This window comes from Pseudomonas fluorescens (assembly GCF_902497745.1).
GTDB lineage: Bacteria > Pseudomonadota > Gammaproteobacteria > Pseudomonadales > Pseudomonadaceae > Aquipseudomonas > Aquipseudomonas fluorescens_BM.
Genome location: NZ_CABVHJ010000012.1, coordinates 182,284 through 195,359, shown reverse-complemented (window position 1 = coordinate 195,359; position 13,076 = coordinate 182,284). Strand labels below are relative to the sequence as shown.

13 protein-coding genes and 1 riboswitch are annotated in these 13,076 nt (G+C 60.3%); of the genes, 8 read left to right on the top strand and 5 right to left on the bottom strand.

Features of this window, described 5'->3' with window-relative positions:
- Window positions 1-76 precede the first annotated feature (76 nt).
- Together F8N44_RS19750 and F8N44_RS19745 are read left to right on the top strand one after the other, a co-directional pair.
- Window positions 77-1,018 (top strand): YgfZ/GcvT domain-containing protein, encoded by a 942-nt coding sequence (locus F8N44_RS19750; protein ID WP_150651470.1) that lies wholly within the window; start codon window positions 77-79, stop codon window positions 1,016-1,018.
- Between the two features lie 35 nt (window positions 1,019-1,053).
- The gene (locus tag F8N44_RS19745; RefSeq protein ID WP_150651469.1) at window positions 1,054-1,875 is read left to right on the top strand and encodes an HDOD domain-containing protein; all 822 of its coding nucleotides are present in this window, start codon (window positions 1,054-1,056) and stop codon (window positions 1,873-1,875) included.
- Window positions 1,876-2,023: 148 nt separating this feature from the next.
- On the opposite strand, the gene F8N44_RS19740 is transcribed toward F8N44_RS19745, so the two are convergent.
- Both F8N44_RS19740 and F8N44_RS19735 read right to left on the bottom strand, forming a co-directional pair.
- Window positions 2,024-3,409 carry a sensor histidine kinase gene (locus tag F8N44_RS19740; RefSeq protein WP_150651468.1) on the bottom strand — a complete coding sequence of 462 codons (1,386 nt, stop codon included), beginning with the start codon at window positions 3,407-3,409 and terminating at the stop codon, window positions 2,024-2,026.
- Window positions 3,402-4,073, bottom strand: coding sequence for a response regulator (locus tag F8N44_RS19735; RefSeq protein WP_007898613.1), 672 nt, complete (start codon window positions 4,071-4,073; stop codon window positions 3,402-3,404). Before F8N44_RS19735 ends, F8N44_RS19740 begins: the two co-directional genes overlap by 8 nt.
- A gap of 236 nt (window positions 4,074-4,309) precedes the next feature.
- Between F8N44_RS19735 and F8N44_RS19730 the strand changes: the two genes are divergently transcribed.
- From F8N44_RS19730 to F8N44_RS19710, 5 genes are read left to right on the top strand one after another with little or no spacing between them, the layout of a single operon-like run.
- The gene (locus F8N44_RS19730) at window positions 4,310-5,602 is read left to right on the top strand and encodes an OprD family porin (protein WP_064119693.1); all 1,293 of its coding nucleotides are present in this window, start codon (window positions 4,310-4,312) and stop codon (window positions 5,600-5,602) included.
- A 53-nt stretch (window positions 5,603-5,655) separates the two neighbouring features.
- Entirely contained in the window at window positions 5,656-6,633 is a 978-nt protein-coding gene (locus tag F8N44_RS19725; RefSeq protein ID WP_150651467.1) for a Bug family tripartite tricarboxylate transporter substrate binding protein, read from the top strand.
- 56 nt (window positions 6,634-6,689) lie between these two features.
- A complete protein-coding gene (locus tag F8N44_RS19720; protein ID WP_095119119.1) occupies window positions 6,690-7,148 on the top strand; it encodes a tripartite tricarboxylate transporter TctB family protein in 459 nt (152 codons plus the stop codon).
- A gap of 1 nt (window position 7,149) precedes the next feature.
- Window positions 7,150-8,664, top strand: a complete 1,515-nt coding sequence (locus F8N44_RS19715) for a tripartite tricarboxylate transporter permease (protein ID WP_053118038.1) — start codon at window positions 7,150-7,152, stop codon at window positions 8,662-8,664.
- Entirely contained in the window at window positions 8,657-9,691 is a 1,035-nt protein-coding gene (locus F8N44_RS19710; RefSeq protein WP_150651466.1) for an AbrB family transcriptional regulator, read from the top strand. Before F8N44_RS19715 ends, F8N44_RS19710 begins: the two co-directional genes overlap by 8 nt.
- 120 nt (window positions 9,692-9,811) lie before the next feature.
- Here F8N44_RS19710 and ung read toward each other — a convergent pair whose 3' ends face one another.
- Window positions 9,812-10,504, bottom strand: a complete 693-nt coding sequence (gene ung, locus F8N44_RS19705) for a uracil-DNA glycosylase (RefSeq protein WP_007911441.1) — start codon at window positions 10,502-10,504, stop codon at window positions 9,812-9,814.
- 132 nt (window positions 10,505-10,636) lie between these two features.
- Between ung and F8N44_RS19700 the strand changes: the two genes are divergently transcribed.
- Entirely contained in the window at window positions 10,637-11,749 is a 1,113-nt protein-coding gene (locus tag F8N44_RS19700; RefSeq protein WP_150651465.1) for an enoyl-CoA hydratase/isomerase family protein, read from the top strand.
- A gap of 54 nt (window positions 11,750-11,803) precedes the next feature.
- On the opposite strand, the gene F8N44_RS19695 is transcribed toward F8N44_RS19700, so the two are convergent.
- Both F8N44_RS19695 and F8N44_RS19690 read right to left on the bottom strand, forming a co-directional pair.
- A complete protein-coding gene (locus tag F8N44_RS19695; RefSeq protein ID WP_064388490.1) occupies window positions 11,804-12,211 on the bottom strand; it encodes a hypothetical protein in 408 nt (135 codons plus the stop codon).
- A 181-nt stretch (window positions 12,212-12,392) separates the two neighbouring features.
- The gene (locus F8N44_RS19690; RefSeq protein ID WP_150651464.1) at window positions 12,393-12,656 is read right to left on the bottom strand and encodes a hypothetical protein; all 264 of its coding nucleotides are present in this window, start codon (window positions 12,654-12,656) and stop codon (window positions 12,393-12,395) included.
- A 283-nt stretch (window positions 12,657-12,939) separates the two neighbouring features.
- Window positions 12,940-13,040: riboswitch (guanidine-I (ykkC/yxkD leader) on the top strand.
- The last annotated feature ends 36 nt before the right edge of the window (window positions 13,041-13,076 follow it).

Here is a 13,076-nt window from a genome sequence, read left to right as displayed (position 1 = left end):
CCGATCCTTTATCAACTACCCATTTCACCGATGCGCCCTTATGATGTGCCCCAGTCTATTTACCCTGCGATGACCCATGGCCGATTCTGCTTTTTTCTGCACCCTGTCTCATGAAGGCGTTCTCGCGGTTCGCGGCGCGGATGCCGGAAAATTCCTGCAAGGCCAGTTGACCTGCAACCTCAATTACCTGAGCGACAGCCGCGCCAGCCTCGGCGCCCGCTGCACACAGAAGGGCCGGATGCAGTCGAGCTTCCGCATTCTGCTCGAAGGTGACGGCGTGGTCCTGGCGATGGCCAGCGAGCTGCTCGAGCCGCAACTGGCGGATCTGAAAAAGTACGCGGTGTTCTCCAAATCGAAACTGACCGACGAAAGTGCCGCTTGGGTGCGTTTCGGCCTGAGGTCGGGCGACGCCGCACTGAGCAGCCTCGGCCTGAATTTGCCAGACGAAACCGACAGCGTCGTGCGTAACGAAGGCCTGATCGCGATTCGCGTCTCGCCCGATCGCGCCGAACTCTGGGCACCGGTCGATCAGGCTGACGCGATCAAAGCCAAATTGTCCGCCGCCCTGCCTGAAACCGAGCTGAATCAATGGTTGCTGGGTCAAATCCGCGCCGGTATCGGCCAGGTCATGCCGAGCACCCGCGAGCTGTTCATCCCGCAGATGCTCAATCTGCAAGCCGTCGGCGGTGTGAGTTTCAAGAAAGGCTGTTACACCGGCCAGGAAATCGTTGCGCGCATGCAGTATCTGGGCAAACTCAAGCGTCGTTTGTATCGCTTGAGCCTGGACGCTGCTGATTTGCCGGAACCTGGCACACAACTGTTTGCGCCGAGCCACAACAGCTCCATCGGCGAAGTGGTGATGGCCGCCAAGGCCGGGCAAAACATTGAACTCCTGGCGGTGCTGCAGGCCGAAGCTGCCGAAGCCGGTGATTTGCATCTGGGCACCCTCGAAGGTCCCGCGCTGCATCTGCTCGACCTGCCTTACGAACTGGATCGCGACCGCGAAATCCAGCGCTGATCGCAGCATTTGTTGCTACACCCTAGAGAGTTTAAATGAGCGAACTGGCGGAAAAAGTCCAACAGGATTTGGTTGAGGCCATCGATAACGATGACCTGGTTCTGCCCACGTTGCCGGAAGTGGCCCTGCAGATTCGCAAGGCCGCTGAAGACCCGGAGATCAGCGTCAGCGACCTGAGCAAAGTGATCGGCCGTGATACCGCGCTGTCGGCGCGCCTGATCAAAGTGGTCAACAGCCCGCTGCTGCGCGCCGCGCAGGAAGTCACCGACCTGCACACTGCCATCACCCGGCTGGGCATCAACTACAGCAGCAACCTGGCGATCGGCCTGGTGATGGAGCAGATCTTCCACGCCCGCTCCGAAGTGGTCGAACAGAAGATGCGCGAGGTCTGGCGCAAGAGCCTGGAAATTGCCGGGGTCAGTTACGCCCTGTGCCGCCGCTACACGCAGCTCAAACCCGATCAGGCTGCCCTCGGCGGGCTGGTGCATCAGATCGGCGTGCTGCCGATTCTGACCTACGCCGAAGACCACTACGAACTGCTGTCGGACCCGGTCAGCCTCAACCACGTGATCGATCATATACACCCGATTCTGGGCGACAAGCTGCTGCGGGTCTGGGAGTTCCCCGAGCGACTGGTAGAGTTGCCGGGGCGCTATCAGGACTTCAAACGCGACTCGACGGCCATTGATTACGTCGATCTGGTGCAGGTGGCGAGCCTGTATTGCCACAAGGACACTGATCATCCGTTTGCGCGGATTGATCCAATGACAGTTCCGGCGTTCCGGAAGCTTGGGATCGATCAGGAGAACAAAGCGCTGTGTGACGATCTGGAAGAATCGCGGACGATGTTTTACTGATTCGAGACCGAGGCGCGCCCTTCGCGAGCAAGCTCGCTCCCACAACGAAATGCATTCCCCTGTGGGAGCACAGCTGATTCACACATTGAAATGCATGCCCCCTGTGGGAGCGAGCCTGCTCGCGAAGGGGCCAGCAAAACCACCACAATCACCCGGCAATAAAACTGACCCGCACCTTCAACCCCGCCTGCTCGCCATCGTGCAAAGTTATCTGGGCCAGATGCGCCCGGCAGATCTCGCCGACAATCGCCAGCCCCAACCCTGAACCTGCCACCTGTTGATTGCGCCGGTAGAACCGCTCGAACACCCGATCGCGCTCTTCCAGCGGAATGCCCGGGCCGTCATCTTCCACTTCAAGTATTGCCGGCGCGGTTACCCGCAAAATCACGTTGCCGCCCGGTGGCGTATGCGCCAAAGCGTTGTCCACCAGATTGCTCAGCAACTCATTGAGCAACGTCGGCTCACCGCGCAGCCAGACGGGTTCATCCGCTTCGAGCGCCAGCGCCACCCCGCGCTTGTGCGCCAGTGGCGCCATGGCCATGCCCAGCTCCCGGGCCAACTGGCTCAGATCGAGCAACTGCGCACCGCCCTCGGCGATCGCCCGGGCACCGTTTTCGACACGCGCCAGCGACAGCAACTGATTGGCCAGATGGGTCAGGCGATCAGTGCTTTGCGCCGAGGATTCCAAGGTTGTGCGCCACGTCTCGGGTTCGTTCGAGCGCAGGCCCAATTCAAGCCGCGCTTTCAGTGCTGCCAATGGCGTGCGCAACTCATGCGCCGCATCGGCAATGAATTGCGCCTGCCGTTCAAACTGACCACGCAGGCGTTCGGTGAAATGGTTGAGTCCACGAACCAACGGCCACAGCTCATGCTGCACTTCAACCAATGGCAGCGGGCGCAAGTCGTCGGGCTGTCGCTCTTCCACCGCTGTGCGCAAACGCTCCAATGGGCGCAAAGCTGCACTCACCGCGAACCACACCAGCAGCAACGCTCCGATCGCCAACATACCCAGGCGCAGCAAAGTATCGGCGGCCAGACTGCGGGCCATGCTCACCCGCGCCTCGTCGGTTTCAGCCACGCGGATTTCCGCCATGCCGTTCATGTTCGGCTCGGTCACCGCTTTCAGCAGGCTGACGACGCGCACGTTCTGGCCGTTGTAGGTCGCATTGTAAAAGCGCGCCAGCGCCGGGTAACTGTCGGTGCGCGGCGTGCCGGGTGGTGGGCCGGGGAGATTTTCGTAGCCGGAAATCAGCTTCTGATGGATGTCGTTGACCTGGTAATAAATCCGCCCGGCGCTGTCGTAAGCAAACGTATCGAGAGCCACGTAAGGCACGTCGGCGCTAAGGCTGCCGTCACGTTGCGACAGACCCGCTGCGATGGTTCGCGCCGAGGCCAACAGCGTGCGGTCGTAGGCAGTGTCGGCGGCCTCGCGACCATTCCAGTACGCGCTCAAGCCACTGGCAAGCATCAACACCACCAGCAGCGACGCGAGGTTCCACAGCAAGCGCCAGCGCAGGCTGCTGGGCTTATGCATCGCGGCTTTCCAGCAGGTAACCGAGACCACGAAAAGTCACGATGGCGACGGGTTGACCATCAAGTTTCTTGCGCAAGCGATGCACGTAGATTTCGATGGCGTCGGGGCTGGCCTCTTCATCAAGACCGAATACTTGCGCGGCCAGTTGCTCCTTGCTCATCACCCGCCCCGGCCGGGCGATCAGCGCTTCCAGCACGGCTTGCTCGCGAGAGGTCAGCGTCAGCAACTCCTCGCCGAGGGTAAAGCGTCGCGTATCGAGGTCGTAGGCGAGTACGCCACAGCGCTGCTGGCGCTCGCCGCCGAGCACACTGCGACGCAATAAGGCTTTGACCCGTGCTTCCAGCTCAGTCAGCTCGAAAGGTTTGGCGAGGTAATCGTCGGCACCGAGATTGAGGCCATGGACGCGATCCTTTACATCACTGCGCGCGGTCAGCATCAGCACCGGCAGATTCTTGCCGCGTGCGCGCAAACGCGCGAGGACTTCAAAACCGTCCATGCGCGGCAGGCCGACGTCGAGGATCGCCACGGCGTATTCCTCGCTGCTCAGCGCCAGGTCGGCAGCGACGCCATCGTGCAACACATCCACGGTCAGACCGGTGCTCTTGAGCGCCTGAGCGACACTTTCGGCCAGTTGCAGATGGTCTTCGACGAGCAGGACACGCATGGATTTTTACCTCGTTCAGGGATGGCCAACGCCACGCTTTGCCGCGGAGTTTACAGCCGCAACCGCCGCTGTGAAGCCCGAAAACCTTGAAAGTCGGCTGAAAGGTTAGCGAAAGGTTAGCTGGTTAAAGTCGGCCCACGGACAGTTCCGACTGCCGTCGCTGATGCCACACAGCGCAAAGAAAAACGCCTCGAAGCGTTTTCGACCAATAAGAACAATAAACGGAGTACACCCGCATGCCGTCCATGCAGCCTCAGGCATTCACGCCTGTTCGCCCTTCCCGTTTCAGCCACACCGCCCTCGCCAGTGCCGCCGCTCTTGCCGGTTTTTCGCCGCTGAGTTTTGCCGACTTCATTGAAGACAGCAGCGCCACCTTCGAAACCCGCAACATGTATTTCAACCGCGACTTTCGCGATGGCACCAGTGCTCAGCAATCCAAGCGTGACGAATGGGCTCAGGGCTTCATGCTCAATCTGCAATCGGGTTACACCGATGGCACCGTCGGGTTCGGTGTCGATGCTTTAGGCATGCTCGGCGTCAAACTCGATTCAAGCCCGGACCGCACCGGCACCGGCCTGCTGCCGACCCACGATGACGGACGCGCGGCAGACGAATACTCGAAAGTCGGCCTGACCGGCAAAGTGAAAATCTCCGCCACCGAACTTAAAATCGGCAGCCTGATTCCTGAACTGCCGATTCTCAAACCAAACGACGGGCGCATCCTGCCGCAGACCTTTGAAGGTGGCTTGCTCACCTCCAAAGAGATCAAGAACCTGACCTTCACCGGTGGTCGACTGGAGAAAGCCAAGGATCGCGACAGCACCGATTTCGAGGACATCGCCCTCAACAACAAGAACAGCCGTTTTGCCGGCACCGCCGCTGGCAAGCACTTTGATTTTGGCGGCGTCGACTACAAGTTCACCGACAAGATCACCGGCAGTTACCACTTCGCCCAACTCGACGAAGTCTACAACCAGCACTTCTTTGGACTTGTGGCCTCGCGGCCGATGGGCCCCGGCACGTTTGCCACTGACCTGCGTTTTGCCGTCAGCGATGACCAGGGCGCAGCCCGTGGCGGCGAAATCGACAACCGCTCGCTCAACGGTCTGGTCAGCTACGCGCTGAGCGGCCACAAGTTCAGCGCCGGTTATCAGCACATGTCCGGCGACAGCGCCTTCCCGTATGTCGATGGCAGCGATCCGTATCTGGTCAACTTCGTGCAGATCAACGATTTCGCCGGTGCTGAAGAGCGCTCCTGGCAGGCTCGCTATGACTTCGACTTCGCCAAGCTCGGCATTCCTGGCCTGAGTTTCATGAGCCGCTACCTGAGCGGTGACAACATCAAGCTCAAAAACGGTGAAGAAGGCAAAGAGTGGGAGCGCAACACCGAGATCAAATATGTAGTACAAAGCGGCGCTTTGAAGGATGTCGCCGTGCGTTTGCGTAATGCCACTTACCGCTCCAACTACTCGGCTCGCGATGCCGACGAAGTGCGTTTGCTGGTGAGCTACAGCGTTGCCCTTTGGTAAATGCCCGTAAGTGAAAAACACGTCGAATAACAACAATGCCCGTGGAGAATCGAATGAACCTGTCACTGCGTAAAGTTGCACTGGCCGCCAGTTGCATCCTGTTTGCCGGCCAACTGATGGCCGAACCGAAACGTCCGGAATGCATCGCCCCGGCCTCCCCCGGCGGTGGTTTCGACCTGACCTGCAAACTGGTGCAGAGTGCACTGGTCAACCAGAAACTGCTGAGCAAACCGATGCGTGTGACCTACATGCCCGGCGGTGTCGGTGCAGTGGCGTACAACGCCGTGGTCGCGCAACGTCCGGCGGATGCCGGCACGCTGGTGGCGTGGTCGAGTGGTTCTTTGCTCAACCTGGCCCAGGGCAAGTTCGGTCGTTTCGATGAGACCAACGTGCGCTGGTTGGCAGCGGTCGGCACCAGCTACGGCGCCATCGCGGTGAAAAGCGATTCGCCCTACAAGACTCTCGACGATCTCGTTCAGGCACTGAAGAAAGATCCAAGCTCGGTGGTGATCGGTTCCGGCGGCACCGTCGGCAGCCAGGACTGGATGCAAACTGCACTGATCGCCAAGGCTGCCGGGATCAACCCGCGCGACCTGCGTTACGTCGCCCTAGAAGGCGGCGGTGAAATCGCTACCGCTCTGCTCGGCGGTCACATCCAGGTCGGCAGTACTGACATCTCCGACTCCATGCCGCACATCCAGAGCGGCGACATGCGTCTGCTCGCGGTGTTTGCCGACAAGCGTCTTGATGAGCCGGAAATGAAAGACATTCCGACCGCTCGCGAGCAAGGCTACGACATCGTCTGGCCGGTGGTGCGCGGCTTCTACCTCGGGCCAAAAGTCAGCGATGAAGACTACGCCTGGTGGAAAGACTCGTTCGACAAACTGCTGGCCTCCGATGAGTTCGCCAAGCTGCGCGATCAGCGTGAACTGTTCCCGTTCGCCATGACTGGCGTGGAGCTGGACACCTACGTGAAGAAGCAAGTCGCGGACTACAAAGTGCTGGCCAAAGAGTTCGGCCTGATTCAGTGATCGTCTCTGTCTAGCGGCTGCGTTCCCGGTGACGGGGACGCGGCACAGGAGCTCCCATGCTTATTCAACGCATTTTCGCCTCAGTGCTGTTGCTGGTTTGCGCCGGCCTGGCATTGATGGCGTGGCCGTACCAAGCGGCTTTTTCCTACGAACCGGTCGGCCCACGCGCCTTCCCTCTGCTGATGCTTGGCCTGATGGGCGCAGCACTGTTGTACATGGTGTTTCGCCCGGCGCCGATCAAACACAGCGATGACGAGCCGCCACTGGATCGCGAAACCCTGACCAAGATCGCCATTTGCGTCGCACTGCTGCTGGTGTTCGCCGGCCTCTTCGAACCGCTGGGTTTCATCCTCAGCAGCATCCTCATCGGCATTCCGATGGCGCGCCTGTATGGCGGTCGCTGGATGCCGAGCATCGTGGTCACCACGCTGATGGCCATCGGTCTGTACCTGCTGTTCGACCGTGTGATGGACGTTCCGCTGCCCCTTGGCCTGCTCGACGTGCTGGAGAACTGATATGGATACCCTCGGTTATTTGGGTCAAGGCTTCGGCGTCGCGCTGAGCCCGTACAACCTGGTCACGGCCCTGACCGGCACGCTGATCGGCACCGTCGTCGGCCTGCTTCCGGGCCTCGGCCCGATCAACGGCGTGGCCTTGCTCATTCCGATTGCTTTCGCCCTCGGCCTGCCGCCGGAGTCAGCACTGATCCTGCTGGCAGCGGTGTATCTGGGTTGCGAATACGGAGGCCGGATCAGTTCGATCCTGCTGAACATTCCGGGCGAGGCGTCGACCGTGATGACCACCCTCGACGGCTACCCGATGGCCCGCAAAGGTCTGGCCGGTGTGGCGCTGTCGCTGTCGGCATGGAGTTCGTTTATCGGCGCATTTATCGCCACCTGCGGCATGGTGCTGTTCGCGCCGCTGCTGGCGAAATGGGCGATCGCCTTCGGGCCGGCGGAATACTTCGTGTTGATGGTGTTTGCGATTGTCTGCCTCGGCGGTATGGCCGGGGATCGACCTTTGAAAACTTTTATCGCGGCGTTGATCGGCCTGTTCCTGTCGAGCGTCGGCATTGACGCCAACAGCGGCGTTTACCGCTTTACCGGCGACAACATTCACCTGACCGACGGCATCCAATTCGTCGTGCTGGTGCTGGGCCTGTTCTCGGTCAGTGAGATTCTGTTGCTGCTGGAGAAAACCCATCGCGGCCAGGAAGCGGTGAAAGCCACCGGCCGCATGATGTTCAACTTCAAGGAAGCCTCGTCGGTGTTCGTGGTGAACATCCGTTGCGGCCTGCTCGGGTTCATCATGGGCGTGTTGCCGGGTGCCGGCGCGACGCTGGCCAGCGCCGTGGCTTACATGACCGAAAAACGCATCGCCGGTGCCAGTGGCAAATTCGGTCAGGGTGATGCCCGCGGCCTCGCCGCACCGGAAACTGCCATTGGCGCGTCGGCCTGCGGTGCGCTGGTGCCAATGCTGACACTGGGTGTGCCAGGTTCGGGCACTACCGCGGTGATGATCGGCGCCCTGTCGCTGTACAACATCACTCCGGGCCCGCTGCTATTCCAGCAACAACCTGACATCGTCTGGGGCCTGATCGCCTCGTTGTTCATCGCCAACATCATGCTGGTGATCCTCAACATTCCGATGATCCGCATCTTCACCCGCATCCTCGCGGTGCCAAACTGGGCACTGGTGCCGGTGATCGCCATCATCACCGGGATCGGCGTTTATGCGGTGCACGCCACCACCTTCGACCTGTTCCTGATGGTCGGCATCGGTATCTTCGGCTACATCCTGCGCAAGCTCGACTTCCCGTTGTCGCCGGTACTGCTGGGCTTCATCCTCGGCGGTCTGATGGAGCAGAACCTGCGTCGGGCGCTGTCGATTTCCAACGGTGCGCTGGAAATCCTCTGGTCGAGCCCGATCACTTTCGGTGTCTGGGTGCTGACCGCGCTGATGCTGGCCTTCCCGCTGATCCGCATCTGGCGCAAACGTTCGGTCGCGCGTCGCGCCATCGCCGATGTTTGATCGCGCCTCACTGAAATCCTGGTGGGGAACCCCGCTGGTCGGTCTGCTGGGCGGTTACCTCGCCAGCCAGATCGGCTGGCCACTGCCGTGGATGGTCGGCTCGTTGCTGGCGATCATCCTCGTGCGCTGCCTGACCCCGTGGCAACTCACGGAAATCCCTGGCGGCCGCAAGTGCGGCCAGTGGATCGTCGGCATCGGCATCGGCCTGCACTTCACCCCGGTGGTGATGGAGCAGGTGCTCAGTCATTTCGGTTTGATCTTCTTCGGCGCACTGGTCACCAGCCTGTCGGCAGTGGTCGGCGTGTGGTTGATGCGCCGCACCGGCGAGGATCGCGCCACGGCGTTTTTCTCAAGTATGCCCGGCGGTTCCGGGGAGATGGTCAACCTTGGCGCGCGTAATGGCGCGATGCTCAGCCACGTCGCGGCGGGGCAGAGTTTGCGGGTGCTGGTGGTGGTGTTGTGCGTGCCGGCGGCGTTCAAGTATCTGCTGGGCGACGGCAATCCGATTTCTCATGCCGGCAGCGTCGATTGGCGCTGGCTGGCGATTCTGTTTCCGGCGGGCGGTGTGCTCGCCTGGCTCTGGCAGCGTTTGCGCCAACCCAATCCGTGGCTGTTCGGACCGTTGCTGGTGAGTGCGGCGGTGAGCATTGGCTGGGATTTGCACATCGGTTTGCCCAATGGTGGAAGTCAGATTGGCCAGTGGCTGATTGGCAGCGGTTTGGGTTGCCACTTCAACCGGCAGTTCTTCCGGCGTGCGCCTTCATTCATGGGCCGGACGTTGATTGGCACGGCGTTGACCATGTTGATCGCGACATTGGCGGCGTTGGGGCTGAGTGCTTTGACTCATCTGGATTTGCGTTCACTGACGTTGGGCATGATGCCCGGCGGGATTGCCGAAATGAGTCTGACGGCGGAGACGCTGCAATTGTCAGTACCGCTGGTGACGGCGATGCAGGTGATGCGGTTGCTGTTTGTGCTGTTTTTGGCGGAGCCGTTGTTCAAGTATTGGAATCGTAATCCCGAGTAAGTCTGCAAGACCGAGTTGCCTTCTTCGCGAGCAAGCTCGCTCCCACATTGGTCATGTGAAACGCCGCAAAACCAATGTGGGAGCGAGCCTGCTCGCGAAGGGGCCGGCTCAGTCAGCGCATCAAATCGGCGGCAAACGCCACTCGATCGGCGTCTCGCCATTCTGCTCGAGAAACTTGTTGGTCCGGCTGAAATGCCCGCAACCGAGAAACCCGCGATACGCTGACAGCGGCGACGGATGCACCGACGTCAGCACCAGGTGCTTGGTCGCGTCGATCAGCTTCTGCTTGCTCTGCGCATGGGCGCCCCAGAGCATGAACACTAGGTGCGGCTGCCGTTCACTGACCAGTTCAATGATCCGGTCGGTGAAAAACTGCCAGCCCTTGTCCTTGTGCGCATTGGCGTTGGCGCGCTCGACGGTCATGGTCGTGTTGATCATCAACACGCCCTGATCGGCCCAGCTCTGCAGGTAACCGTGATTGGGAATGTCGATGTTCAGGTCGCGCTTTAACTCTTTATAGATGTTGACCAGCGACGGCGGCGCCGGCACGCCCGGTTGCACCGAGAAGCACAGGCCATGGGCCTGGCCTGGGCCGTGATACGGATCCTGGCCGAGGATTACCACCTTCACTTTATCCAGCGGTGTTGAATTCAAGGCATTGAAAATCATCGGCCCCGGCGGATAGATTTCCTTGCCGGCCGCCCGCTCCTGCTGCAGAAACTGGCGCAACTCTGCCATGTAAGGCTGGTCGAATTCTGCACGCAGTGCCTCCTTCCAGCTCGGTTCGAGTTTGATACGGTCGTCAGCAGTCATGGTCATACCCGGCAAAAACAATGGGGCGAACCCTAGGAAAGCCGACCACGCTTGTCAATTGATCTGACGCAGATCCGGCACTTTCCCACACAACGATCATACTGATCGTTCAAATTCCCGATCGAGGTCACGATGAATCTGCACTTCGAAGAACTCACCGGCACCGACGGCGCCCGCATCGGTATCGCCAGCCTGGATGCTGAAAAGTCGCTGAATGCGCTGTCTTTGCCGATGATCAACGCCCTCAGCGACAAGTTGAACGCCTGGGCCAAGGATGCGCAAATCGTCTGCGTGCTGCTGCGCGGTAATGGCGCCAAAGCGTTCTGCGCTGGCGGCGAGGTACGCAGCCTGGTGGAGGCCTGTCGCGCCCATCCCGGCGAAGTACCGCCGCTGGCCGCGCAGTTTTTCAGCGCGGAGTATCGCCTGGATTACAGCCTGCACACCTACCCGAAACCGTTGATCTGCTGGGGCCACGGGTATGTGCTCGGTGGGGGCATGGGCCTGCTGCAAGGGGCGAGTACGCGGATTGTCACACCGAGCAGCCGCTTGGCGATGCCGGAAATCACCATCGGTCTGTATCCGGACGTCGGCGCCAGCTGGTTTCTCGCACGGCTGCCGGGCAGGCTCGGTTTGTTTTTGGGCCTGACCGGCGCGCACATGAACGCTCGTGATGCGATCGATCTGGATCTGGCCGACCGCTTCCTGCTCGACGAACAGCAGCCACAACTGATCGAAGGCCTGCTGCAGCTGAATTGGCAGGAACAGATCGACGTGCAACTCAACAGCCTGCTCAAGGCGTTGCAGCAGGAAGCCGTGGCGCAGATGCCTGAAGCGCAGTGGCTGCCGCGTCGTCAGCAGATTGATGAGTTGCTCGACGTCAGCGACGTCACCTGCGCGTGGAAAGCCATCAGCCTGCAACGCGACAGCAGCGATCCGTTGATCGCCCGGGCAGAGAAAACCATGAGCGAAGGCTCGCCGCTGACCGCGCATCTGGTCTGGGAACAGATCATCCGTGCTCGGCACATGTCACTGGCCGAAGTCTTTCAGATGGAATACACCCTGAGCCTCAATTGCTGCCGGCACCCGGAGTTCAGCGAAGGGGTTCGCGCGCGCCTGATCGACAAGGATCAAAAGCCGCACTGGCACTGGCCGGACATCAACAATGTGCCGGATGCGGTGGTTGAGGCGCACTTTCACAAGGTCTGGGAGGGGCGGCATCCGTTGGCGGATTTGACGCAGTATTAAAATCCGGGCACAAAAAAAGCGGCGCTCAAAGCGCCGCTTTTCATTTGCGGGTGATTACCAGCGGTTGCCACGTCCATTGTGGTCACCGCGCCCGCTGTGTCGATCATAGTTGCCACGACCGCGGTGATCGTTATCCCAACCGCCGCGACGGTGGCCGTCCCAACGCCCGCGATCATTGCCGTGCCAGCGACGACTTTCATAATGACGCGGGGCCGGTTGATAGTAACGCGGCGCCGATTGGTAATAGCGCGGTTGCTGGTAATACCGCGGGGCTGGCTGGTAATAGCGTGGCTGCGCGTAATACCTGCTGCCACCGTTGTAATACGTGCCACCCGTGTTGTAGTAGGCCGGTGCAGGTGAGGTGTAGACCTCTGAGCTGTAATACGAGTCCGCGTAGGAGTACGGGACGCAACCGGCAACGGAAAACATCAACGCAGCAAGCAGAAGAATTCGTCTATACATGGCGGCCTCCTGGACCGCGGGTTGGCCACACCAGCGACGCTGGCAGGCGACAGTCATTTAATCGGTGACTGTCGAAAAATCAGACAGCGTTTTCGGCATCTGGTGCGTTCCTGCAACAAGTTGAAACAAGTGATGTATGAAACCTTGTTCATCCGCAAAAATGCCGTCATTCAGCCGCTGATTAATGGTGCCCACCGTGATATCCGCCGCCGTGATAACCCCGCCCGTAACCGCCGCGATAACCGTAGCCACCGTAGTAATAACGGGCGCCGCCGTAGTAGCGCGGGCCGTAATAACTGCCGTAGGAATAAGGTGAGTAATAGCCGGGATAGTAGTAAGTAGCGGGGTAACCGCCGTAGGGTCCGGCGTAGTAATAACAGCCGGACAGACCCAACCCGAGCACCGCTCCCAGCAGCACTCGTCGCAACGTTTTTTGAATAAGCATGGCGGCCTCCTGAAAGACCTGCGACAGCAGTCGGCACAGACCGGCTGACATCTGTTTTGACTGAAGAAGCCATGCCGAGTGCCAACACACCAAAACCATCGGATCAGCGGCGAACACGCTGCATCACGGTGCAGCCGCGCACCAACACAAAGCACCTCAGCGCCCTCGCCGCCAACCCTAAGCAACCCACGCGCCCGTACCAGAGCGCCTGACGCGACTTGGCACGCCTCTCGCTTTAGCAAACCCGTGCAGGAGTCATCACAGGTTCGCGGCACCACAATTTGCAATGGCTGACTAGGGTTCCGGCTCGCAATCGCGAGTGGCTGGTCCGAGAGTTGGCGACCTCCAGTTGAGGTTACACGGCGGGACAAAAGCCCGGGAGACAAGCCACCGTTCGCGGTGCCGCGTTGCCTTCCTGTC